The organism is Endobacterium cereale, from assembly GCF_009617585.1.
GTDB classification, from domain to species: domain Bacteria; phylum Pseudomonadota; class Alphaproteobacteria; order Rhizobiales; family Rhizobiaceae; genus Neorhizobium; species Neorhizobium cereale.
The window spans coordinates 86,090-109,103 of the sequence record NZ_WIXI01000042.1 but is presented as its reverse complement, the minus strand read 5'-3'; the positions used below and the strand labels follow the sequence as shown (position 1 = coordinate 109,103).

The 23,014-nt window shown below is 57.2% G+C and carries 28 protein-coding genes and 3 pseudogenes; 24 read left to right on the top strand and 7 right to left on the bottom strand.

The window, feature by feature from the left end; genetic code table 11:
* Nucleotides 1–77 precede the first annotated feature (77 nt).
* The 4 genes from GAO09_RS30545 (at nucleotide 78) to GAO09_RS12010 (ending at nucleotide 1,339) form a co-directional block, all read left to right on the top strand.
* Nucleotides 78–317, top strand: a complete 240-nt coding sequence (locus GAO09_RS30545; protein WP_153354244.1) for a DUF982 domain-containing protein — start codon at nucleotides 78–80, stop codon at nucleotides 315–317.
* 83 nt (nucleotides 318–400) lie between these two features.
* On the top strand, nucleotides 401–703 hold the full coding sequence (locus GAO09_RS12020) for a hypothetical protein (RefSeq protein ID WP_153354243.1): 303 nt from the start codon (nucleotides 401–403) through the stop codon (nucleotides 701–703).
* A 75-nt stretch (nucleotides 704–778) separates the two neighbouring features.
* Nucleotides 779–988: a hypothetical protein gene (locus GAO09_RS12015; protein ID WP_153354242.1), complete on the top strand. Its 210-nt coding sequence runs from the start codon at nucleotides 779–781 to the stop codon at nucleotides 986–988.
* A gap of 24 nt (nucleotides 989–1,012) precedes the next feature.
* Nucleotides 1,013–1,339: an antibiotic biosynthesis monooxygenase family protein gene (locus GAO09_RS12010; protein ID WP_153354241.1), complete on the top strand. Its 327-nt coding sequence runs from the start codon at nucleotides 1,013–1,015 to the stop codon at nucleotides 1,337–1,339.
* 117 nt (nucleotides 1,340–1,456) lie between these two features.
* Here the strand turns inward: GAO09_RS12010 and GAO09_RS12005 are convergent, their stop codons facing one another.
* Nucleotides 1,457–1,888, bottom strand: a complete 432-nt coding sequence (locus GAO09_RS12005) for an OsmC family protein (protein WP_153354240.1) — start codon at nucleotides 1,886–1,888, stop codon at nucleotides 1,457–1,459.
* Nucleotides 1,889–2,101: 213 nt separating this feature from the next.
* On the opposite strand from GAO09_RS12005, the gene paoA reads away from it, so the two are divergent.
* From paoA to GAO09_RS11955, 10 genes are all read left to right on the top strand, one after another.
* Complete coding sequence (gene paoA / locus GAO09_RS12000; RefSeq protein ID WP_153354239.1) at nucleotides 2,102–2,794, top strand: aldehyde dehydrogenase iron-sulfur subunit PaoA; 693 nt, start codon at nucleotides 2,102–2,104, stop codon at nucleotides 2,792–2,794.
* Nucleotides 2,791–3,741, top strand: coding sequence for an FAD binding domain-containing protein (locus tag GAO09_RS11995; RefSeq protein WP_153354238.1), 951 nt, complete (start codon nucleotides 2,791–2,793; stop codon nucleotides 3,739–3,741). The genes paoA and GAO09_RS11995 overlap by 4 nt, the downstream gene beginning before the upstream one ends.
* A 4-nt stretch (nucleotides 3,742–3,745) precedes the next feature.
* Complete coding sequence (gene paoC / locus GAO09_RS11990) at nucleotides 3,746–5,950, top strand: aldehyde oxidoreductase molybdenum-binding subunit PaoC (protein WP_153354237.1); 2,205 nt, start codon at nucleotides 3,746–3,748, stop codon at nucleotides 5,948–5,950.
* A 10-nt stretch (nucleotides 5,951–5,960) separates the two neighbouring features.
* Nucleotides 5,961–6,899, top strand: a complete 939-nt coding sequence (locus tag GAO09_RS11985) for an XdhC family protein (protein ID WP_153354364.1) — start codon at nucleotides 5,961–5,963, stop codon at nucleotides 6,897–6,899.
* A 58-nt stretch (nucleotides 6,900–6,957) separates the two neighbouring features.
* Nucleotides 6,958–7,578 (top strand): nucleotidyltransferase family protein, encoded by a 621-nt coding sequence (locus GAO09_RS11980; RefSeq protein ID WP_235938065.1) that lies wholly within the window; start codon nucleotides 6,958–6,960, stop codon nucleotides 7,576–7,578.
* A 142-nt stretch (nucleotides 7,579–7,720) separates the two neighbouring features.
* The gene (gene coxB / locus GAO09_RS11975; RefSeq protein ID WP_235938063.1) at nucleotides 7,721–8,668 is read left to right on the top strand and encodes a cytochrome c oxidase subunit II; all 948 of its coding nucleotides are present in this window, start codon (nucleotides 7,721–7,723) and stop codon (nucleotides 8,666–8,668) included.
* Nucleotides 8,668–11,181, top strand: coding sequence for a cytochrome c oxidase subunit I (gene ctaD, locus GAO09_RS11970; RefSeq protein ID WP_153354234.1), 2,514 nt, complete (start codon nucleotides 8,668–8,670; stop codon nucleotides 11,179–11,181). The genes coxB and ctaD overlap by 1 nt, the downstream gene beginning before the upstream one ends.
* A complete protein-coding gene (locus GAO09_RS11965; RefSeq protein ID WP_153354233.1) occupies nucleotides 11,178–11,561 on the top strand; it encodes a hypothetical protein in 384 nt (127 codons plus the stop codon). Before ctaD ends, GAO09_RS11965 begins: the two co-directional genes overlap by 4 nt.
* Complete coding sequence (locus GAO09_RS11960; protein WP_153354232.1) at nucleotides 11,558–12,202, top strand: cytochrome c oxidase assembly protein; 645 nt, start codon at nucleotides 11,558–11,560, stop codon at nucleotides 12,200–12,202. Before GAO09_RS11965 ends, GAO09_RS11960 begins: the two co-directional genes overlap by 4 nt.
* Complete coding sequence (locus GAO09_RS11955; protein ID WP_153354231.1) at nucleotides 12,199–13,251, top strand: c-type cytochrome; 1,053 nt, start codon at nucleotides 12,199–12,201, stop codon at nucleotides 13,249–13,251. Before GAO09_RS11960 ends, GAO09_RS11955 begins: the two co-directional genes overlap by 4 nt.
* Before the next feature lie 11 nt (nucleotides 13,252–13,262).
* Here GAO09_RS11955 and GAO09_RS11950 read toward each other — a convergent pair whose 3' ends face one another.
* Complete coding sequence (locus GAO09_RS11950) at nucleotides 13,263–14,081, bottom strand: DUF1206 domain-containing protein (protein ID WP_324185532.1); 819 nt, start codon at nucleotides 14,079–14,081, stop codon at nucleotides 13,263–13,265.
* Nucleotides 14,082–14,272: 191 nt separating this feature from the next.
* Here GAO09_RS11950 and GAO09_RS11945 point away from each other — a divergent pair, with 191 nt between their 5' ends.
* The gene (locus GAO09_RS11945) at nucleotides 14,273–14,875 is read left to right on the top strand and encodes a DedA family protein (RefSeq protein WP_153354229.1); all 603 of its coding nucleotides are present in this window, start codon (nucleotides 14,273–14,275) and stop codon (nucleotides 14,873–14,875) included.
* Between the two features lie 315 nt (nucleotides 14,876–15,190).
* On the opposite strand, the gene GAO09_RS11940 is transcribed toward GAO09_RS11945, so the two are convergent.
* The gene (locus GAO09_RS11940) at nucleotides 15,191–15,487 is read right to left on the bottom strand and encodes a PRC-barrel domain-containing protein (RefSeq protein WP_153354228.1); all 297 of its coding nucleotides are present in this window, start codon (nucleotides 15,485–15,487) and stop codon (nucleotides 15,191–15,193) included.
* Nucleotides 15,488–16,341: 854 nt separating this feature from the next.
* On the opposite strand from GAO09_RS11940, the gene GAO09_RS30070 reads away from it, so the two are divergent.
* On the top strand, nucleotides 16,342–16,761 hold the full coding sequence (locus GAO09_RS30070) for a glycosyltransferase family 2 protein (protein ID WP_235938104.1): 420 nt from the start codon (nucleotides 16,342–16,344) through the stop codon (nucleotides 16,759–16,761).
* Between the two features lie 234 nt (nucleotides 16,762–16,995).
* Here GAO09_RS30070 and GAO09_RS11930 read toward each other — a convergent pair.
* Nucleotides 16,996–17,214: pseudogene (locus GAO09_RS11930) on the bottom strand (transposase); the annotation flags it as partial.
* 164 nt (nucleotides 17,215–17,378) lie between these two features.
* On the opposite strand from GAO09_RS11930, the gene GAO09_RS11925 reads away from it, so the two are divergent.
* From GAO09_RS11925 to GAO09_RS30645, 7 genes and pseudogenes are all read left to right on the top strand, one after another.
* On the top strand, nucleotides 17,379–17,558 hold the full coding sequence (locus GAO09_RS11925) for a CsbD family protein (RefSeq protein WP_153354227.1): 180 nt from the start codon (nucleotides 17,379–17,381) through the stop codon (nucleotides 17,556–17,558).
* 263 nt (nucleotides 17,559–17,821) lie between these two features.
* Nucleotides 17,822–18,018: pseudogene (locus GAO09_RS11920) on the top strand (hypothetical protein).
* A gap of 301 nt (nucleotides 18,019–18,319) precedes the next feature.
* Nucleotides 18,320–18,529: a cold-shock protein gene (locus GAO09_RS11915; protein WP_112732451.1), complete on the top strand. Its 210-nt coding sequence runs from the start codon at nucleotides 18,320–18,322 to the stop codon at nucleotides 18,527–18,529.
* Between the two features lie 127 nt (nucleotides 18,530–18,656).
* Entirely contained in the window at nucleotides 18,657–18,881 is a 225-nt protein-coding gene (locus GAO09_RS11910) for a hypothetical protein (protein ID WP_153354226.1), read from the top strand.
* 29 nt (nucleotides 18,882–18,910) lie between these two features.
* Nucleotides 18,911–19,201, top strand: a complete 291-nt coding sequence (locus GAO09_RS30540) for a hypothetical protein (protein WP_420796156.1) — start codon at nucleotides 18,911–18,913, stop codon at nucleotides 19,199–19,201.
* 29 nt (nucleotides 19,202–19,230) lie between these two features.
* On the top strand, nucleotides 19,231–19,611 hold the full coding sequence (locus tag GAO09_RS11900) for a DUF6481 family protein (protein WP_153354225.1): 381 nt from the start codon (nucleotides 19,231–19,233) through the stop codon (nucleotides 19,609–19,611).
* 166 nt (nucleotides 19,612–19,777) lie between these two features.
* A pseudogene (locus GAO09_RS30645) lies at nucleotides 19,778–19,897 on the top strand (DUF6481 family protein); the annotation flags it as partial.
* A 194-nt stretch (nucleotides 19,898–20,091) separates the two neighbouring features.
* Here GAO09_RS30645 and GAO09_RS11895 read toward each other — a convergent pair.
* The 3 genes from GAO09_RS11895 to GAO09_RS11885 all read right to left on the bottom strand — a co-directional run bounded on the left by GAO09_RS11895 (nucleotide 20,092) and on the right by GAO09_RS11885 (nucleotide 22,147).
* Nucleotides 20,092–20,577: a lipocalin family protein gene (locus tag GAO09_RS11895; protein WP_153354362.1), complete on the bottom strand. Its 486-nt coding sequence runs from the start codon at nucleotides 20,575–20,577 to the stop codon at nucleotides 20,092–20,094.
* Between the two features lie 96 nt (nucleotides 20,578–20,673).
* Nucleotides 20,674–21,204 (bottom strand): hypothetical protein, encoded by a 531-nt coding sequence (locus GAO09_RS11890; protein ID WP_153354224.1) that lies wholly within the window; start codon nucleotides 21,202–21,204, stop codon nucleotides 20,674–20,676.
* 187 nt (nucleotides 21,205–21,391) lie between these two features.
* Nucleotides 21,392–22,147: a DeoR/GlpR family DNA-binding transcription regulator gene (locus GAO09_RS11885; protein ID WP_153354223.1), complete on the bottom strand. Its 756-nt coding sequence runs from the start codon at nucleotides 22,145–22,147 to the stop codon at nucleotides 21,392–21,394.
* A 104-nt stretch (nucleotides 22,148–22,251) separates the two neighbouring features.
* On the opposite strand from GAO09_RS11885, the gene GAO09_RS11880 reads away from it, so the two are divergent.
* Nucleotides 22,252–22,863: an NUDIX domain-containing protein gene (locus GAO09_RS11880; RefSeq protein ID WP_153354222.1), complete on the top strand. Its 612-nt coding sequence runs from the start codon at nucleotides 22,252–22,254 to the stop codon at nucleotides 22,861–22,863.
* Nucleotides 22,864–23,014: the final 151 nt, after the last annotated feature.

Here is a 23,014-nt window from a genome sequence, read left to right as displayed (position 1 = left end):
AGTCGGCTGTCTGGAACGGAGCTGAGGCTGGTTAGGCCGCGCTGCTCGCCCGTACATATGAATGATTGGAATAACAAATGACCGAATTCTGGGAACATCCCGTGCAAGTCCTGAGCGACGTTTCAGGTGGACCCCGCTGCGTGCGAAACAGCCGGGACGCGCTTGTGTCCTTGTCTCATGATTTCCCCAAGGAGTGTACCGAGGCCGGCAAAGCCCGGAAGGTCTGCATCAAGGCGACAGAAGGACAAGTCGACTCCGAAGTGGCTGCTGCTGTCTTCCGAAGTGCCGCAAAAAATGCCGGTCTTCTGCGCGGTTGACATCTTCAGCCTAAAACAATGGCCGGACCTCGAAACCATGTGTGCTTGTCGGCGTTTGGTTACTGTAACCAAAGGAGATTGTAATGGCTGACACCAGCACGATGACAATTCGGGCCACTTTCGAGACGCGAGCGGATGCTGATATCGCCGTCGAGCATCTCGTGCAGCAACACGGTGTGCCGAGGTCGGACATTTTTATCCAGGCTGCCGATAAAAAAAATACCGTAGGCACGCGTCCATCAGGTGGCGACGCCGGTGAGAGCCGTCTCGGCGATGCACCAATTAAAGGTGAAATCGAAGTCTCTGCAGACATCACCTCAAATCAGTATTCGGCCGTTCAGAGAAGTCTTGGAGACGCCGGAGCGCTCCACATCACCAGCCGGTAACGGCATGATCGGGTTTTGCTGTCCGCGAAGCGGTAGTGAAGGCCGGTTAGGAATTACCCAGCAATGGAGACTGTCATGACAGAAGCAAAAGCATTGGACCTTGCCAAGGAATATAAAAAGCTCGGCGGAACAAGGCTGGCAAAGATGGACGACAACGTCGTCTCCACGCGTCAATGGGAAGACGAGCCAGATGCAGCCTCGGCCTTTTGGAAGGAAAAGGTCGAGATTCTCGATGACAAAAAACAGGCGGAAGTCGTCAGTCATCTGAAATCGATGAACTCTTGAAACGACAGCAGCGAGATCGGGGCCATGGCACAAAAACCGGCAGTTGCCCGTATCTGGCGGGGCCGAACCCGGCCAGACCGAGCCGATGAATACGAAGCATATAACCGCGCTTATGGCGTTCCGCCCCTTGAAAAGGCGGCGCTGGGTGTTCAGCTTTTGCGGGAGGATCGTGAGGAGGAGACGTGGTTTACGACCATCTCCTATTGGGCCGACATCGATTCAATGACCAGCTTTACCAAGGGCGATCCGGTGGCGGTTCATCATCTGCCGCGTGATGCAGAATTGCTGATCGAATTGCCGGCGCGTATCCAGATCCATCGAATCCTGGTGGATCTTCAGCATCTTCGCTGAGTTTCCTCCGACTTAACATTCGCGCTGGTTTACGGTTCTGGATCAGATGATGCCGCGAAGCGCGACGTTGCCCGGCGTTGAAAGGCGACCGGACACAATGGCCGGTCGCCTTGTTTGTCAAGAAAACGAAACAGTAAGGCTGATCGGCACGGCCGCCAATGCCTTTGAAACAGGGCATCCGGCTTTCGCCTTTTCTGCCAGTTCCTTGAATGTCGCCTCATCTGTGCCGGGAACGGTGCCGGTGAGATCGAGCTTGATGGCTGTGATGCCGAACCCATCTCCGACCTTGTCCAGCGTGACCGTTGCTTTGGTATCGAGTGCGGTTGCCGTAAAGCCGGCTTCACCGAGAATTTTCGACAGCGCCATGGTGAAGCAGGCGGCGTGCGCTGCGCCGATCAGTTCCTCCGGATTGCTGCCCGGCACGCCCTCGAAACGGGTGTTGAAGCCGTAAGGCTGCGCTTTCAGCGCGCCGCTCTCGGTCGAAATTTCGCCCTTGCCGTCCTTGATGCCGCCGACCCAGTGCGCGGAACCGCTTTTATTGATCGCCATGATTATCTCCTCGTTTGTCGTTGGAGATGGTTCAACGGAAGAGGGCGAGGGATCGTTCCACCTCTCCTTTGGTGTTCTTCACGGGATATCAGCGGGGCCGCCCTGAAGCGTCATTCATGAATGAGGCGCATATGGCCTTGCTGACATCCTTGCCTGATCGTTTCGGAACGAAGCCCTCGCTTGAACCGTATTGTTTGATGTGAGACGCCCGCAATGCTGCGCGGGCCTGACTTCAGCACGGAGGTGAACGTGACAAGCCCGCTTCATTTGGAACTTTCACGCCGAGACCTGCTTATCTCATCAGCCGCGACAGTCGCGGTAAGCGGACACGCCGCCAGTCCCGTGGCGGCACAATCGATGGGGAGCGATATGGATTACAGCACCAGTACGGATTACAAAACCCAGGTCTCCTTTACGGTGAATGGAGAGCAACAGCAGTTGAACGTCGACAACCGTACGACGCTTCTCGATGCGCTGCGTGAACATCTTCACATGACCGGTACCAAAAAGGGCTGCGACCACGGGCAGTGTGGCGCCTGCACCGTTCTCGTCGATGGTCGGCGCATCAATGCCTGTCTGACGCTCGCTGTCATGCATGAAGGCGACAATGTCACGACGATCGAAGGATTGGGCGCGCCCGGTAATCTGCATCCGATGCAGGCAGCATTCGTCAAGCATGACGGGTTTCAGTGCGGTTATTGCACGCCCGGCCAGATCTGTTCCTCCCTGGCGGTCCTGGAGGAGATCAGGGCCAATATTCCCAGCCACGCCACATCCGATCTGACCCAACAGGCAAAAATTTCGGAGGCCGAAATTCGCGAGCGCATGAGCGGCAATCTCTGTCGATGCGGGGCGTACTCCAACATCCTCGACGCCATTGTCGAGGTTGCGGAGGCACGCCCATGAAAGCCTTCACCTATGAACGCGCCTCGACAGCGGAAGCGGCAGCAAGGGCCGCAGCCGAAAATCCCGGCGCCAAATATATTGCTGGCGGCACCAACCTTCTCGATTTGATGAAGCTGGAGATCGAAACGCCGCAGCATCTCATCGACGTAAACGGTACCGGCTTGGATAAAATTGCGGCAACGCCCGAAGGTGGGCTACGTATCGGCGCGCTGGTGCGCAATACCGATCTGGCCGCAAACGAAACTGTCCGGCGGGATTACGGACTTCTGTCGCGTGCGCTCGTGGCCGGCGCTTCCGGTCAGCTTCGCAACAAGGCGACGACAGCCGGTAATCTGTTGCAGCGGACGCGATGTCCCTACTTTTACGATCCCAACCAGCCCTGCAACAAAAGGCTGGCGGGGTCCGGCTGTTCCGCCATTGGCGGCGTGACGCGCCAGCTCGGCGTGATCGGCACGAGCGATGCCTGTATCGCAACGCATCCTAGCGATATGGCCGTCGCCATGCGCGCGCTCGATGCCGAGATCGAAACCGTGAAAAGCGATGGTGCGACGCGCTCGATACCGATTGCTGATTTCCATCGCCTGCCGGGTGATGCGCCGCATATCGAGACGGCGCTTGAAGACGGCGAATTTATCACGGCCGTCGTTTTGCCGAAGCCGATCGGCGGCAAACAGATCTACCGAAAGGTGCGCGACCGGGCATCCTACGCTTTTGCACTCGTTTCCATCGCTGCCGTGGTCCAGCCTGACGGGAGAGGGCGCGTGGCGGTGGGAGGCGTGGCGCCGAAACCGTGGCGCTTGGAGGCAGCAGACGCTGAACTGTCCAATGGTGCGAGAGCAACGTCCGGCATTCTGCTCGAGGGCGCTCGTCCCACCGACGATAACCGGTTCAAGATCGATCTGGTCGAGCGCACGCTCGGTGCCGTGATCGCAGAAGCAAGGGGGTAAGGCCATGCAGTTCGACACACCGGCAACTACCAATCCGATCGACCGGATGAAGGTCGTGGGCAAACCGATCCACCGCATCGATGGGCAACTCAAAACCACCGGGCGCGCCAAATATGCGTATGAGTGGCATGATGCGGATGTCGCCTATGCCTATGGTTATGGTTATCCCGTCGGCTCCGCCATCGCCAAGGGCCGCATCACATCGATGGATACGTCTGCCGCGAAGGCTGCACCCGGCGTTTTGGCGGTCGTGACAACGCTTGACGTTGGGGACCTGAAGAAAGGGCAGTTCAACACAGCAAACCTTTTTGGTGGAACCCAGATCCAGCATTATCATCAGGCGATCGCGGTGGTTGTTGCCGAAACGTTTGAGGAGGCCCGATCCGCAGCGTCTCTGATCAAGGTCGACTACGCTGAGGAAAAGGGCGTTTTCGATCTCGAAACGGCGGCAGAGAAGGCTGTCAAACCGGATGAATCACAACAGCCCGACAGCGCTGCCGGTGATTTCGATGCAGCTTTCCGGGCCGCTCCGGTCACGCTAGACGCGAGATACGCCACCCCGGACCAGTCGCATGCAATGATGGAACCGCACGCGTCCATCGCCGCCTGGAATGGCGACGAGGTGACATTGTGGACATCAAGCCAGATGATCGACTGGTGGCGCGGCGATTTTGCGCAGACGCTCGGCATTGATAAGGAAAAGGTGCATCTGATGTCGCCCTTCATCGGCGGAGGGTTTGGCGGAAAGCTGTTTCTGCGTGTCGATGCGGTTCTGGCTGCCTTTGGAGCGAAGGCCTGTGGGCGGCCCGTCAAGGTCGCACTGCCGCGGCCATTCATTGCAAACAACACGACGCATCGCCCGGCAACGCTGCAACGTATCCGCATAGGCGCGCAGCGGGATGGAAAAATCACCGCCATCGGGCATGAAAGCTGGTCAGGCAATCTTCCGGACGGATCATTGGAAACCGCCGTCATGCAGACCCGGCTTCTGTATGCCGGGGAAAACCGTATGACAGCGATGCGGCTTGCCGCGCTGGATCTGCCGGAAGGCAATGCCATGCGTGCGCCGGGCGAGGCTCCGGGGCTGATGGCGCTGGAAATCGCCGTTGACGAGATGGCAGAGAAACTTGGGATCGACCCGATCGCATTTCGTATCATCAACGACACCCAGGTCGACCCGGAAAACCCTGAACGGCCATTTTCGCACCGCGATCTCATTGGCTGTCTCAAGTTGGGTGCCGAACGTTTCGGATGGCATGCACGCAAGGCGCCTGCCGCGCGTCGCGAAGGAAACTGGATGATAGGTCTCGGTGTGGCCGCTGCATTCCGCAACAACCTCGTTCTGCCATCCGGTGCACGTGTGCGGTTGGATGGCGATGGGATTGTCACGGTCGAAACCGACATGACTGATATCGGCACCGGCAGCTACACGATCATTGCCCAGACCGCCGCCGAAATGATGGGCGTCGGTATCGACAGGGTCGCCGTGCAGCTTGGGGATTCCCGTTTTCCCGTCTCGGCCGGTTCCGGCGGCCAGTTCGGTGCCAACTCCTCGACCTCCGGTGTTTATGCGGCCTGCATCAAGCTGCGCGAAGCGGTTGCTCGCAAGCTCGGCTTCAATTCGGTGGACGTTATTTTCGAGGACGGCAGTGTCAGGTCGGGCAACAGGACCGTGCCCCTTGCGGAGGCCGCAGGCGCGGATGGTCTCGTAGGCGAGGATACGATGACCTGGGGCGATCTGACCGAGACCCATCAGCAATCGACATTCGGCGGGCATTTTGTCGAGGTCGGAGTTGATGTTGCAACGGGCGAGACCCGTATCCGTCGCATGTTGGCCGTCTGCGCTGCCGGTCGCATCCTCAATCCGATCACGGCCCGCAGCCAGATGATCGGCGCGATGACGATGGGTGCGGGCGGTGCGCTTTCGGAAGAACTTGCCGTGGATACCCGTCGCGGCTTTTTCGTCAATCATGATCTCGCCGGTTACGAAGTGCCGGTCCACGCCGACATTCCGCATCAGGAGGTCATCTTTATGGATGAGACGGATCCCTATTCGTCGCCGATGAAGGCGAAGGGCGTGGGTGAACTTGGTCTGTGTGGCGTGGCAGCCGCGATCGCCAACGCGATCTACAATGCGACGGGCGTGCGGGTGCGGGATTATCCGATTACGCTCGACAAGCTGATTGGAGGACTGCCTGATGTCGCTTGACGGAGCCATGATGGCAAAACCTCCATCGCAATTCGACAATGACAGTGGGGGCAGACCAACGCCGGTTCGAATTGATGGTGGAGATCAGCCTGCCGACATCCTGAGGTTTGCTGTCGACGCTTTTGGTGAGGGGGGAGTTGCACTGGCGACGCTGGTGGACATTCGGGGCGGTGCGGCGAGGGCACTCGGCTCGCATATCGCCATCGCCGCCGATGGACGTTTCTGCGGGTATGTTTCAGGCGGTTGTGTTGAGGCCGCTGTGGCGTCGGAAGCCATGCAGGCGATTGCCAAAGGCAAGGACCGCAGCGTCACCTATGGTGAAGGCTCGCCATTCTTCGATATCGTGCTGCCTTGCGGTGGCGGAATAACGGTGGCGATCCATGTGCTGCGGAACGCTGAACCGCTGCGCGCCATTCTCGATGGCGTTGCCGACAGAATGCCGATGGCTCTGCGATATTCTCCCGAGGCCCAGTTGCTCCAGCTTTCTGAATGTCCTCAACGCCCCTGTTGGCAAGGTGCCGAATTCGTCACGGTCTACCGCCCGGTGACGCGTGTCGTTATTTCGGGAGCTAACATGGAGGCCGACGCGGTTGCCCGGCTCGCTACGACCTCTCGTTGGGATGTCATTTTACAGAATGGTCTTCAACAAGATCTCGCCAGCACGATGGATGCTTTTACGGCCGTTGTGCTGTTGCACCATGACCTCGATGCCGAGGAGCGTCTCCTGGACGCTGCCATGGTGTCTTCAGCCTTCTATGTCGGAGCTTTGGGCAGCGCTCGTACTCACCACCAACGCTCGGAGCGCATGCAACGACGGGGTTTCTCCCGACAGGACATCGATCGGATCAAGGCGCCGATTGGGATCTTTGGGCCAACTCGGGATGCGACGGCATTGGCACTTTCGGTTGTCGCGGATATCGCAGCCAGTCGGTTGGCTTTATATGGATGACATTATGCAAACGGTCGAGAATACCGAACGGAACACATCTCCGTCCGTCAGCATCGTTATGCTGGCGGCCGGTCGGTCTAGCCGTATGAAACAAGCGGGGCATAAGCTCCTGTCAGGTTTTAACGGCGTGCCGCTTCTCAGAAAATCGGTCCTGTCTGCCATCGGAAGTGACCGCCTGGCCGTAGTGGTCGTCATAGGCGAGGGACACAACGCGTTGAAGGATACCATCGGAGATCTGGATGTGCGCGTGGTTGAAAATCCTGATGACGCCTCCGGCATGGCATCCTCCATTCGTGTTGGGGTGATGGCGGCGCAGGAAAACAAGCCGGATGGCGTTTTGATCGCTCTTGCCGATATGCCGGGGATCGAAGCCTCGCAACTGGATCAGCTTATGGCGGCCTTTCGCAAGCAGCAAGGCGCATGCGTTATACGTGCCACGGGCAATAGGAAGCCCGGCAACCCGGTTGTTTTTCCCTCCACATGGTTCGAGCGCCTTAAAGGTCTTTCCGGGGATGTGGGAGCGCGAGCACTACTGAAGGATAGCGCGGCTGTCATTGTCGATGTCGAAATCGGCGAGGCGGCCTTGCTGGATGTCGACACACCGGAAGACCTGAGCGCGGCAGGCGGCATGCCGTCTGCGCGGAATGCTCAGGGAACTGTTTGGTCATCTGCGAGTTAAGTACCGAATGGACAGGCGCGAAACCGAGATTCGCGCACCGGCAGGGGTGCTGACATAGATGACGGATGAGCGATTGACCGACCGATGTCGGCCAACCCGAAACAGAAGATTTTCGGCGCCGCTCTGTCCGATCGCACTCCTCTTGGCTACCTGTCTCGTCAGTTCCTGCTCCGGCAACCATTCCACGCTCGATCCTGCCGGGCCGGAGGCGGCTAAAGTCGCGCAGCTATTTTACGTAATGCTGGTTGGTGGCGCGGTGATCTGGATCGGGCTTGTGTCTGCCCTCATCTATTCCGCACGCAAGAAACATCAGCATAGTGAACAGACCGCCGGGCGTGTCATTCTCTGGTGCGGCGCGATCATTCCGACGGTCATTCTCTGCGCTCTTCTTTCCTATGGCATGTGGCTGATGCCGGCGATCCGGCCATGGGTGCCGGACGACCAGCAGGTGCGTCGTGTCGAGGTGACCGGCGAACAGTTCTGGTGGCGGGTACGCTATCTGGATGAAGCAGGCAGCGTGGTGTTCGAGACGGCCAACGAGGTGCGTATACCGGTCGGCCAACCCACACATTTTTCGCTCAAGGCAGCGGACGTTATCCATTCCTTCTGGGTCCCCTCGCTCGGAGGGAAAATGGATATGATCCCGGGTCGCACCAACCCGCTGACGCTGACGGCAGACCGAGAGGGGACCTATCGCGGTGTCTGTGCCGAATTCTGCGGCGAGTCCCATGCGCTGATGGCTTTCACTGTCCGGGCAGTCGCGCCTGCGGAGCATGAGGCATGGCTTGCCGAGCGCCGGACATCAGATCCGCAGGATGCTGAAGGGCTGGCCGTTTTTCTCAACAACGGCTGCGGTGCCTGTCACGCGATCTCCGGCACGGCAGCCAGTGGCCGTATAGGCCCGGACCTGACGGCGTTCGGCGAGCGCGGCACGCTGGCCGCCGGAACATTGCCGCATACCGCAGAAGACATCGCGCGCTTCGTTGCCCATCCAGGCAGGATCAAGCCGGGTGTAAAGATGCCGCATTTCGGCATGCTTCCCGAACACGACATCAAGAAAATCGCAGCCTTTCTGAAGGAGCTCAGGTGATGGTGGAGCTCGGCAATTTTTCGCCCGAAGAGCGGGCCGCACAGGAAGAGCGCTTACGCAAGGTCTGGAAGACACCGGGCGGCTGGCGATACTGGACCTCGGTCAACAATAGCGAGATCGGCCTCTGGTACGGTGTCACCGCCTTCGTATTCATGCTGTTTGCCGGCGCGCTCGGGCTTCTCATGCGCGCCCAGCTCGCCACTCCCAACAACAACCTCATCTCGGCTGAGCTCTACAATCAGGCCTTTACCCTGCACGGCACGGTGATGATGTTTCTGTTTGCCGTGCCGATCTTCGAGGCGGTGGCGATCTTTCTCCTGCCTTCCATGCTCGGCGCACGCGAATTGCCGTTTCCGCGTCTCTCGGCCTTCGGTTTCTGGAGCTTTCTGCTCGGCGGCATCTTTGTCTGCGGCTCGATCTTTTTCAACGCCGCTCCCAATGCCGGATGGTTCATGTATCCGCCGCTCGCAACCGACAAGGAATATGCTGGCATCGGCGCGGATATCTGGCTGCTCGGTCTTTCCTTCATCGAGGTGGCGTCTATTGCGGCGGCCGTCGAGATCATTGTCGGCATCATGAAATGCCGCGCGCCGGGCATGCGTATCAACATGATGCCGATGTTCGCCTGGTATCTGCTGATCGTCGCCGGCATGATCCTTTTCGCTTTTCCACCGCTGATCGCCGGCGACATCCTTTTCGAAATGGAGCGGATGTTCGACTGGCCGTTTTTCGACGTTTCGCGTGGCGGCGATCCGCTTTTGTGGCAGCACCTGTTCTGGATTTTTGGCCACCCGGAAGTCTACATCATCTTCCTGCCGGCCATCGCCCTGATGGCGATGATCGTGCCAACCTTTTCGCAGCGACCGATCGTTGGTTATTCGTGGATCGTGCTGGCCGCCGTCGGAACGGGTTTCCTCAGTTTCGGTCTGTGGGTGCATCACATGTTCACCACAGGTCTGCCGCAGATCTCACTCGCATTCTTCTCCGCCGCATCGGAAGCGGTGGCGATCCCGACAGGCGTGCAGATTTTTGTCTTTGTCGCCACCATGCTGGCGGGCCGTGTGATCTTTTCCGTGCCGATGCTGTTCGGGGCAGGGGGGCTGGCGATTTTCACCATCGGCGGCCTCACCGGCGTCATGGTGGCGCTCGCGCCCTTCGACTGGCAGGCGCATGATACCTATTTCATCGTCGCCCACCTGCATTACGTGCTGATCGGCGGCATGTTCTTCCCGATCGTGGCGGGCATCTATTATTACTTCCCCTTCGTGACGGGAAAGAAGCTGTCGGATGCTTGGGGTAAGGTTGCCTTCTGGTTGATGTTTGTCGGCTTCAACATCGCGTTCTTCCCCATGCATTTTTCCGGCCTGCGCGGCATGCCGCGCCGTGTCTTCACCTATCCGGAAGAGTTTGGCTGGGACCTGTTCAATCTCGTCTCGACGATCGGTGCTTTCATCTTCGCCGCCGGGGTTTTGACCTTCGTCATCGACATTTTCCGCCCGAAGCCCGAGCCGGAGACACGCAACCTCAACCCATGGAATGCCGGAACGCTGGAATGGACCAATGATCCATCAGAGGACTGGGGCATGCGTTCGGTGCCGATTATCACCAGCCGTTATCCGCTCTGGGAACAGGAAAACCTGCAGGCCGATATCGAGGCAGGGCGCTATTACCTGCCGGACGCCAAATCCGGCAAACGCGAAACCCTCGTCACGTCCGTTCTCGATGCCGAACCTATCCAATGCCTGCGTGTCGGCGGCGTATCTTACGTGCCGATGATTTCGGCGATGGCGCTCGGTGGCGTGTTTATTGCACTCACCTTCCACTGGTGGATACCTACCATCATCTGCGCCGTTATCACCTTCATTGCCATCATCTGGTGGCTATGGACCGGTACTGCACAGATCCCCGAGGCGGAGGAAGTCGATGTCGGGCTCGGACAAAAACTCCCCGCCTATGTGTCCGGTCCCGCCTCCGTTGGCTGGTGGGCAATGTTCATCACCATGGTCGGCGACGGCACCGCCTTTGCCAGCCTGATCTTCGGTTATTTCTTCTACTGGACGGTGCATGACGATTTTACAGCCGGCTCTGCTGGACCGGGTGCGTTCTGGCCGATGGTGGCGCTCGTCCTGTTCGTTATCGCGTGGCTTCTGACCATTGCCGCACGGGCGCTCAACGAGAAGGGGCCGGCGGGCTGCCGCATCGCGCTGGTTGCCGGCATCATCGTCACGATCGCCGCCTGCCTCGCAGGTCTCGCAGGACCATATCTCCAAGGCATGGATCCGACATCCAACGTCTATCCCGCCACGGTCTGGGTGATCGCGATCTGGACGGTTGTTCACGGTGCAGTGGGCGTTGTGATGCTGGCCTATTGTCTGGCCCGCAGTTTCGCAGGTTGCATGACGGCTGAGCATGATCAGGATATCCGCAACGTCACGCTCTACTGGCATTTCATGGCCTTTACTGCCGTGGTTACCTTCGCCGTTCTCGGCCTCTTCCCGATGGTGAGCACATGAAAAGCTTTATTCCGCGCGAGGTGGAGAGCCTCTGGACCCTGTTCACGGCTCCGACAGTCTGGGCAATGCATTTCATCGGCTGTTATGCCGCCGTCGCCGTCTATTGCGCCAAGGCCGCCACGCTTGATATCAGCTTCGACACGGTACGGCTGGCATTGGGTGGCTTCACGATCATCGCGCTTGCTGTCATCGTGCTCTCGGCTTATCTCGCATGGCGGCAATGGGGTTTCGGTTCCGGCGATCCGCCGCATGACGAGCCGACGCGCAAGGATCGCGCGCTTTTTCAGGGCTTTGCAACGCTTCTTCTGTCCGGCCTCAGCTTCGTGGCCGTCGTTTATGCGGCGATCCCGCTGATCTTCATTGCGGAGTGCCAGCGATGAGACGAGCGACATTCCTCGCAGGTCTGATCCTGCTTGCGATCTTATGGGGTGTGGTGCTGCCCTTTGCGGATCGGTCTTCCTTCACCGTGCATATGCTCGTCCATATGGGTGTGGTCGCGTGTGCTGCGCCTCTGATCGCCGTCAGTCTGTCAGGGACGCGTTTCGATTTTCCGGCACGCTTGCCGTGGTTCTCGCCGATCCTGGCTTCAATCATCGAGCTTATTGCGGTCTGGGCATGGCATATCCCTGTTTTGCGAGCGCTATCGGAAAAATCAGCACCGGTTGCGGGACTGGAGCAGATAACGTTTCTTCTCGCTGGCCTGATGCTCTGGCTGTCCTGCCTCGGCGGGCTGAAAACAGGAAGAGACGCGCGGCGTCTGGCAGGTGCGGTCGGCCTATTGTTCACTTCCATGCACATGACGCTTCTCGGTGCGCTTCTCGCCCTTTCACCACGCGCTCTTTATGGATCAGATGAGGTGACCTGTTTCGGCATTCCGCTCAGCCCGGTCGTCGACCAACAGGCCGGAGGTGTCATCATGCTGCTGGTGGGAGCCGCAGTCTACCTTGCCGGTGGCGTCTCATTGCTGGCCACGACACTCAATACCGGGATCCCCGAGGTTTCGAGAGGGAGAGGCGAATGAGCATCCGCTGGAAGCACCTGATTGTGCTTGCTATCCTTGCGCCACTTCTGGGTCTTGCCTTCGGCTGGTCCGGCCTGATGAGCGTACGCGCCTCCACCGGTCACTGGGCCGTCACTGACTGGTTCCTGCATTGGGTGATGCGCAATTCCGTTTCCGCGCGCGCTGTCACGACTGAAAAGGCGCCGCCTCTGGATGACCTCGCCCTGATACCCGGCGCCGCGGGGCATTTCGAGACCGGCTGTGCCATCTGTCACGGTTCGCCAGCGCAAGGCCGGCCGGCTTCGGTGATGGCCATGCTGCCGCCGCCGCCGGACTTGAAGACGGTCGTGCCTGAATGGTCTGACGGCGAACTGTTCGAAATCGTCAAGCATGGTGTGCGTTTTACCGGCATGCCGGCATGGCCTGCACAGTCACGCGACGACGAGGTCTGGTCGATGGTGGCCTTTCTGAAAAAACTGCCGGAGATGAATGCCGAGGACTACATCAAGGCTTCCGGTTTGCACGGCATTGGCCATTCTGGCGAAGTGTCCCCCTTGCCGATCACCTGCGAAAGCTGCCACGCCGAAAGTAAGCTAAACGACGGCAGCCACATTCCAAGGCTTGCGGGGCAGTCGGAACTCTATCTTCTCAACGCCTTGAAGTCATACACGGCCAAGGAGCGACCAAGCGGCATCATGCAGGTGGCGGTCGGCACATTGCCTGTAGAAAGTCTTCCCGAACTCGCTGCCTATTACGCCGGGCAAGCACCGGCCGTTCGACAAAAGACGGCTCAAGATCCTGCGCTGATCGAAAAGGGCAGGGTGCTTGCCGAGAGCGGGCGGGTATCGGACAAAGTGCCGGCTTGCTTGAGTTGTCACGACAGGGCAGGTGCCAATCCGGCCTATCCAAAGCTGTCCGGCCAGAATGCCGCTTATCTGCGTCAGCAACTGGCATTGTTTCAGGCCGGGACACGGGGCGGATCATCCTATGGACACCTGATGATCGATGCGGCAAAGGGGCTTGCACCGGAAGATATCGACGCGCTGTCTGCCTATTTCAGCCAAAGGTAGAGCCTCGTAATTTAATTGCGGAATGGTATCGCGCTCTCAACATCATGTTTTGTCGGTCCACGGACGGTCCGGTATCGTGCTTCGATGAGATTGTAGACGCCGAATGCCGCCAGCCCGACTGCGATCACGACATAGATCACCGAACCGAACGGAAGCTGGCTCAACCAATCCAGCGCATCGGACATGCTCCCCGCTCTGTTCGGATCGACCCGGAAGCCCGCATAGGCAAATAGAAGGCCGGTAACGGCAAACACCACGCCGCGCGCAACAAGGCCATAGATGCAGATCGTCGTTAGAATACCTTTTTGATCGGGAATGCGGATGTATTTCTCGAACTTGCGCATGACACCCTTGGAAGCTGTGACTACGCCACCAACGATAAAGCCAAGTCCGATGGCAATCGCAAGGTAGGATCCAAAGGGCTGCGCCATGATCCATTCCGCAAGGCCACGCTCACCTGATCCCTCGTTGCCGCCGCCCATGTTCACGGCATGGCCGAGTGCGTAACCGGCCAAACCGAGATATGTCACTGCGCTCCCCAACAGCGCGCCACGAATGACGACGCCTTTCGCATCCCTGCCATGACCGTCACTATCAGTAAGAGCCTGAGCGAGCCGCCAGGCCACAAAACCAAGAAGTCCAAGGCCAATCAGACCAACCCAGACGCGACCAAAGGGTTGGTCGAGAAGCGTCGAGAGTGCCGATTTTGTTTCCGGTTTTCCTCCGGACACACCGGAAAACAGCGCTAGGCCCGCTATCAGCAAAAAGACGACGCCGCGTGCGGTGTATCCGGCTTTGGCGAGCCATTCGAAACGAGGTTTTGTCGGCACTGGTTTGCTCCGCAAATCTGGAATTTGCATGACAACGCGCCAGAAACGGGAAGGTTGTCGTCACTGTGATCACTGGGGGATATCTGCCCGGAGTGGAGCTCCGCCGGCGATTGGCTACGGTCAGCTTATGGTCCGATGTAACTTTTCGACCCGTCGAACGTTTGGCAACGCAGCCACAGTCGAGGTCAAGAATGGAAAACCTGGTGCATATGCTGATGGAAAAGCTCGGGCCTGTGGGCATCGCGCTTCTCATGTTTCTCGAGAATGTCTTCCCCCCCATTCCGTCAGAACTGATAATGCCACTTGCGGGCTATCTTGCGACGCGGGGGGACATGAATATTTTTGTCGTTATCTCGGCCGGAACCATCGGGTCGATGCTCGGCATACTTCCCTGGTATTTTCTGGGGCGAAAGCTCGGTCACGATGGCGTGCGGAAATTTGCCGCGCGCCACGGCCGATGGCTGACCATGACTGCGTCCGATGTGGATGCGGCTGCCGACCGCTTCAAGCGACATGGTGCGGTTTCGGTGCTTGTTGGCAGGCTGATCCCGACAGTTCGCACACTGATCTCTGTGCCAGCGGGTGTCGCGAACATGCCGATTGGCCAGTTTCTGGCACTATCCTTTGTCGGCACGCTTGTCTGGACAGCAGCACTCGCAGTCGCCGGATACCTTTTGGGGCAGGCCTACAGTGTTGTCGCAGATTATGTCGATCCGGTCTCCACTGGTGTGCTCGTCGTTCTGGTCGCCGTCTACATCTACCGCGTCATCACCTACAAGGAGGAACGCGCGTGAGCACGTGGCAAGGACATGGAGAGAAATGAACGCAGCAATAGCTGCTGATCTGCCGTCGTCGCGATCGTGGCCTACGGTTTATTGAGATTGCGGCTGTCAGCCTGTGGAAGGCCGGCGCAATAGGTGCATCCGCTTTCGTCTTGTCGATTGTGAATTTTGCAACGGCACAAAGTAATGCCGAACTTCAAATTTTCCGCGCCGGAAAGTGAAGGGTATTCCTTAAAATATCAATTTTTAATGAGGTAGGAGGGGGCGACCCCAAACAGAAAGGCCCGGTGTTAAGCCGGGCCTTTCTGCCAATTGTTTGCCGCCTGATCAGTGTTTGTGCTCAGGCATCTGCTTCAGCTGATCTTTTGTCCAACTCGTAACGGCATGAACGTCGCCATCTTCATCTCGCATGAATTCCAGATCGGTGGGGGGTACTGCGACCGGCTTTACCCCGATACCCAAAAAGCCGCCCACATCAATAATCGCGGTGCTGCCAGCACCGGCGCCGTGGATATGATCAACCTTGCCGACCTTATGGTCGTCCGCACCGTAAATGGTCGCACCTTCAAGCGTGCCGGGAATGAGTTCAGCGGTGCTGAGGCGAACGTGATTGGTATGGTCCATGGGAAATCCTCCTTTTCGATTTGTTCTGAAAAACCAACCTCCTGCCTCAGGTTTTGTTCCAGATATTTTTTGGAGACATCGAAGCTCAGTCACTGTGAAGCAGACGTGGCATGAGTTCGGAGCCTCGAAATTTGCAAGGGGCGATCGGCTCGACCGGTCCCTGACCGTCACCTTCTGGAACCGATCCAGCATTTTGCGGTTGCATCCGAAGAATGCTGCTAGGTTATGCCGGACGCGCTGCCATTGAGCGTATACCTGAAAATCCATGGGTTTTTAGCAGAGTGCCTGCAGCTACGCCCTTTTCCGTCCCTCGATAAAATGTTATAGCGCCGCCGAAATTCAGATGACGACGCCTATGCATTGCACGAGGCGTAAATATGCGTTGCCAGAAGACCAGTATGAAAACAGCGCAAGCGTGAATGGATGATGCGTAATTACGCGTGATCAAAACCCATGAAATGCTGAAATATCATGCACTCTTCGCCTCCCTTACTGACCGTGTCGATCGTCATTTACAAGCCAGATCTTTCCGAACTGAATTGGACACTTGAGAGCCTTCAAAGAGCGCTCTCCAATAACGATCATCGATAATTCTGAGCAGAATACGCTTTCTGATTTCTTGCAACCTGCATTGTCGGAATGGAATTTTTCGCTCATTCACGGGCAGGGGAACATCGGCTTTGCTCGCGGGCATAATCTCGCGCTCGCGGGCTCGGAGAATATCATCTTGTTCTTAATCCCGATGTCGAAATGGCGCCCGAGGCTTTAGAACTCGCACTAGACTTCATGCGAAAAATCCGTCGTGCGCCCAGTTGTCGCCTCATGCGGTTTGGCCCGACGGAGAGCGACAATATTTGTGCAAGCGCTATCCAGCCGCCTTTGATCTTTTCATCCGAGGCTATGCGCCGCAGAAGATAGGGAATCTCTTCAGGAGGCGACTGGCCCGTTATGAAATGCAGGGCGAAACGCAAGCTGACGTACTCTGGAACCCACCGATAGCTAGCGGCTGCTTCATGTTGTTTCGCAGCTCAATGCTTCGCGAGTTGAAGGAGTTTGATCCAGAATATTTTCTCTATTTCGAGGATTTCTATCTATCAATCAGATGCGGGGAAGTTGCGGATATAGCCTATGTGCCCGGCATAAAAACTGTTCATGCGGGTGGGTATGCCTCTCGCAAGGGGCCATGGCACGTTCGGGAATTCATAAAGAGTGCGACACGCTTCTATGCAACACACGGAATAAAACTCCTGTATGGCATGTCTGGTGATCAATGAATGGCTTGCGACATTTTTACGCGTCCACCGTGTGCTTGCTCTGGGACCAAGTCCAGGATCGCCGGGAATTGGCGTTTTCCGGCTCCTATCATGATGACGTGCTGGTTGCGCCACCGGGATTATGCATGGCAATCGGGACCTAGCCATTTGCCGAGTGAGGACGATCCTACTTTGTAGTATCGACGCCAAGTCTTCGAATTTTCGGGCGAATCCGCAAGGGTCAAGAACCAATGGGCGTTCAGGCACTCGGGACGCAGCTTGCTGTTGAATACGTGTGTCGGCGACAATATTCTTCAAGCGGTTATTCTCGTCCTCCAATACCTTTAATCGGCGCATCTCGTCCGGCAGTAGGGCCGCATATTTCTTACTCCAGCTGAAATAGGTCGCTTGGCTGATCCCTGCCTTCCGGCAGATCTGGGCAACCGGCACGCCATCATCGCCCTGCTTCAAAATGAACGCTTTCTGGGCGGGCGAGAGGCCTTCATGCTTCCGCTCCTTTTCCCTGCCGGGAAATTACCGTGGAAACTCCAGCTATGAACGGTCCAGTTTTGTGGGGTCAGAGCAATCAGTAAGCAACTTGAATGCCGTGCGATACCGTCGAATAGGAGAATACCAATATGGGTTCGACATCCGACAGCGTTTCGGGAAAGGTGAACGAGTTGGCCGGCAAGGCCAAGCAAGCGGTCGGCGACACCACCGACAGCCGCGGCATGGAAGCCAAAGGTGCTGCACAAGGCGTAAAGGGTGATGCTCAGCAGGCCAAGGGCCATGCCAAGGACGTCGTCGACAAAACTTAAACTCGAGGCATTCCTGTAGACAGAAAGTCCGCTTATTAGCGGGCCTTTTTATGTCCGATCCCGAAGTAGAACCTGCCAGCCGATGGTTCCTGTGTGAGATTACGCAGTCGAAATGCTACTCCAAGGTAGTACTGCTGCTCAAAGGCTAAAGAAACACAGCAGGCGAACCTGCAAATAAACCGGTCCTGGCTCTTAGACGTGCGTGCTATAGGAATGTGGTGTAATCAAATGTGCCGAGTTATCTTGACGAGGAATAGTACCGCATGGGTAGGAGAACACCGAAATTCGAATACGTCAACGATTACAAGATCGTCGAGATCGATGGCCCGACCTTCCAGTTTACGAAGGAACCAACCAGGTTGGTGATGATTTCCCCTACTCAGGTGAGGCCGCCGCTTTTGCAAACTCGCTTCCGCAGCCAGACGATACCCGCCCGGTAAACCTTGGACCGCGCTTTTGAACCTGCATCTTACGCGCAGAATATCGCGCGTGACAACGTTATCAGAAACCTTCGCTTGCATATGAGATACGAAGCAAAAAACACAACGTATTCGCTAGCCGTCGCGCTCGAAAAAAACTAAAAGTTGACATTTCGCGTTGTCCGACCTACTTTTGTCTCATCGATCTTTTGCTTTCTGAGCTTTGCTTATTGCGCCTTAGCACCGCGTCTTGAACGAACTTCCCTCTTCAGAACATCGGTTTCACCACTCGCGTGACCTTGGGTTCCGCGATCGATCAACGTTGCTTTGAAAGGGTTCATCATGACCACAGGCACTGTAAAATGGTTCAATTCCACCAAGGGTTTCGGTTTCATCGAGCCTGACAATGGCGGCGCTGACGCGTTCGTCCACATCTCCGCTGTCGAGCGCGCCGGGATGCGCGAGCTCATCGAAGGCCAGAAGATCGGCTTCGAACTCGAGCGTGACGCAAAGTCGGGCAAAATGTCCGCTTGCAACTTGCAGGCAGCCTGATCGGTATCTGCTTCCCTTTGACCACGGATGTACTGGCACTGCCGGAAGCACGTTTTCGATCTCGGGCCAGGCATTCTGCCTGGCCTTTTCATTTTGGTTCACGGCGTGGACCCGTCAGGATTTTTCGATGACACAAAGCCATAGCAAATCACGCCAGACGGCGGAGATTGCCTTCAACAGTCTCCAGGCTCCTTTTTTCGCCAAAAATCACGCAATGGACGAACTGGAAGCAATCACCCAGTCTCGAGACGCCAAGACGCAACGTTTGCGGGAGGCACGACAGGCCAAAGAATTGGCTGACCAGGCCGCTGCAACATCGGCTTTGCTCGCCAAACGCAATCCGATGCGCTGATTACCCCTCTCGACTTTTAGGAAGTCAATTTGAAGAACGTTAGACAAAACGACCTTGCCGACCGAAGATCTGCAGCTGCGGATGCAAAGGCCTCTCTTCTGAACGCCTATCAGGCTGCCAACCAGACGGCGGAGATTGCCTTCAACAGTCTCCAGGCTCCTTTTTTCGCCAAAAATCACGCAATGGACGAACTGGAAGCGATCACCCAGTCTCGAGACGCCAAGACGCAACGTTTGCGGGAGGCACGGCACGCCAAAGAACAGGCTGACCAGGCCGCTGCAACATCTGCTTTGCTCGCCAAACGCTATCCGATGCGTTGATTACCCCTCTCAACTTTTAGGAAGTCAATTTGAAGAACGTTAGACAAAACGAACTTGCCGACCGCAGATCTGCAGCTGCGGATGCAAAGGCCTCTCTTTTGAAAGCCTATCAGGCTGCCAGGACGGTGGCAGCGCCGTTGCAGGCGGCGAAGCAAGCCGAGCGGGCTTCGCTCATTGAAGCGCGCGAAGCCCGCCGCGTCGAGAGAGACCGTTTGAAGCACGAGGAGCGCGTACTCCATGAGACAAAGGCGGCTGAAGAGCAGGCGGCAGCTGAGCACGCTGCGACAGCAGATGCCAGAGCGCGCGCGTCGGCCGAGAACACTCGCATTTCCCGTGTAATCGAAGATGAAGCTGCTCGCAAAGCCGAACGAGACAAGCGCTATGCGAACCGCAAGGCAAGGCAGGCCTGAGCCCCCCGTGCCTGTTCGTTGACTGAGAAAGTCGAGAAATGGCGCAGATCAGGTACTGTTTTACACCCTGATCAATCTCGGCTTTTCCTGCCTATCACCCTACCTTGGTAATGGAACCTTTCAAGATTGAAGAGCGTCGGGCAGGCGGTGTCCATACGCCGATCCGGAGCATCGGTCGCGCGCGTCGGCCGAGAACACTCGCATTTCCCGTGTAATCGAAGATGAAGCTGCTCGCAAAGCCGAACGAGACAAGCGGTATGCGAACCGCAAGGCAAGGCAGGCGTGAACACCTCGCGCCTGTTCGTTGATTGAGAAAGTCGAGAAATGGCGCATATCAGGTACTGTTTTACACCCTGATCAATCTCGGCTTTTCCCGCCTGTCACCCGAACCTAGCAATGGAACCCTTCAAGATTGAAGAGCATTGGGCAGGCGGTATCCGTCCGCCGATCCTGAGCATCGGTTTTCTCGACCAAGGTGTATTACTGCCGCGGGAATTCGAGCTTTCGAACATCGTAACCAAGCTCGCTCGCCTTGCGCACCATCGTTTTAAGCTTTGTTTTCGATGGAACGGACCGCGCGTAGATCCATAAGTTTTTCATGTCTGGATCGGCGCTGATGAACCACGATCTGTCCGGCGACTTGTAGAGGACCCAGTAGTTGAACGTGACGAACAAGGGATAGCGCACCCGCATCTTGGCATTGGTTTTTCCGAAATCCAGAATACGTCCTGTGCCGGTCACCGTCTTCAAGCGGCCCTTCGGTGTATCGACACGGCATCCATCCTCGACGTTGATTTCGCCTGCCGTCTTGCCAGGCTTATAGGTGGAATATCCTGCAACGCAGCCGTCGGTCAGCCACATCGGGGTGCGGCCGATCTCCAGCCACGTTCCGCGGTAGTGCTCTTTGCCGACGGCGACGACACTGGGCTCGGCGGATACTACGGCGGCAGTGCCGAACAGCGTCATTGTCGCAAAAGCTCCCACACCGCACAGTTTCGAAAAGATCCTCATCGCCTTCCTCCCTATTAAGTCTTCTGGCCAAGCTAACAATTGTCCGGTGTTTTAGGTCCCACGGTCTCTGCTGCCTGCGTACCGTAAGGCGATGAAGGTCATCAGGCTCGCAGCTGCAAAAGTGTTCAGATTGAAGAATGCAGCAAGATCGTGCTCTGACCAGTGATACAGGGGCGATGCTGCGAAGCTACGCGAAATCACGAAGACGCCGAACACCAAAACGGCAACGCCGCGCTGCCACCATCTTTCCTGGTCCCGAAAGGAAAGCGCTGCCAGCATGATGCAGGCCGCAAATAACAGTTCCGTGCCGGACCCCTGACCAAACAGTTTTGTCTCGAACAGCGTGTCCAGCGTTCCGATAACGGGAAGGGCGACCCGTGCAGCAAGTGACGAACGATGGGCGATGAGAGGGATCGCGAGATAGAATGGAGCGGCGATCAAAGTGGCGAGCGAAGCGATCACGCCGTTGCCAGCGAGATACCAGACATAGAGTGGGTAGAATGGCTTGTTCAGCAGAATGACCCAGGCGATCGTAACCGAAGCCTGGGTCAGTGGGTCGATAACTGCCCGTTCGCCGCTCATGCGCAAACCAGCGAGGTTGTACGGCTTCCAATCCTATTGTAATTATTTTTGCGGATCATAGCTGCACCTTGCAAATCCATCCCTCCGGCTGGATAGCCGCGATAGCGGTCTCTTTCCTCGTCCAAAGTCCACTTTGCGGACGATGCAGCATCTCTTGAACCGCTCCCGTTCGCTGGCCTTACGCAGATTACGCGTTCACGACGCTAATAGTTTCATGCTGGAACATCTGCTTTGCGTCCGCATAATCTCCAGTTTCCACGACCAGGGTCGTGATCTCAGCCAATGGGACGATCCGGTAAGGAGATGCTGCACCAAGCTTCTCACGGGTTGCGAGGACGACTGTTTCGGCAGACTGGCAAGCGATCAACCGTTTGATTGCAGCTTCTTCACCATCGCCTGTGGTCGCTCCGGTTTCGGGGTGGAGGCCCGTTACGCCCATGAAAAACAGATCAGCGCGAATGCGCGAGATTGCCTCCGCACTGATCGATCCCATCGTGACGATCGAATGCTTGAAAATTCTGCCGCCAATCAGCTCCACGTCTACCAGTGGATGTTGTGCCAACTCCACGGCGATGCTGGGACTGTGGGTGATGATCGTCGCTTTCAGACCGGGAGGCAGTTGCCGCGCGAGTTGCACATTCGTCGTGCCGCCATCCAGAAAGGCGATTTGGCCCGGTTGGATCATGCGAGCGGCCGCAAGCCCAAGGGCGTTCTTGGCCGACGACGCAGTCGTCTGGCGTGATGGAAAATCCGCGGTGGCTCCTGACGCAGGAAGGGCGCCGCCATGCACTCTTTGCAACAACCCCTCAGTCGCCAGTTCACGCAAGTCTCGGCGGATCGTATCTTCGGATACGCCGAGTTCGTGGGCGAATGATTTGGCGATCAATCGTCCGTCGCGGCGAAGGACCTGTTGAATCAACGCTTTTCGTTCGGTCGTCAGCATAAATCACTCACTGCAGGAAATTTCTTGACTCTGCACGATATTGCACGAATGCTCGCGCTAATCCAGAGCCCGCCTGACGCGCGCTCGTTTAAATGGAGCCAGCCATGAGCATTGCCGATCGCATTCGCGTTGAAAACGTGACTATCCTCTCCGATGATTGGTACGTGCTGAGAAAGACGATCTTCTCATTTCGCCGGACAGACGGCAGCTGGCAAAAGCAATCGCGCGAAACATATGACCGTGGAAACGGCGCGACTATCCTGCTCTACGATCTTGCCCGACGGACTGTGATCCTGACGCGGCAGTTCCGCTATCCGGCTTTCGTGAACGGCCATGATGATCTGCTGATCGAAGCACCCGCGGGGCTTCTCGACAATGCAGAGCCGGACGTGCGGATCCGGGCGGAGGTCGAGGAAGAGACGGGGTTTCAGGTTCGCGACGTCCGCCAGATATTCGATGCCTTCATGAGCCCAGGCTCGGTCACGGAGCGGTTGCATTTCTTTGTTGGTGAATACGAACCTGACGATCGCAGGTCACAGGGCGGTGGAAATGAGGATGAGGGCGAAGATATTGCTGTGATGGAGACGACGATCGAGGAAGCGCTGGCGATGATCGCAGCCGGCGCCATTCGAGACGCGAAGACGATCATGCTGCTGCAGTATGCTGCGCTCAACATTTTTCCTGCACGGGTGTTGCCGGCGCCGGTCGCGACGTGATTCCGGATGTTTCTTGCTGTCCGATGAGATCTTCAGGCAATCGCGTGTTGCGGTATTGCCGCTCTGTTGTCGTCGAGGTCCTCCAAGATTTTTTGGTGCCGTCCGTCGCCAAAAACTTGAATTGTACGCTATCAGACCAATCTTATATTGA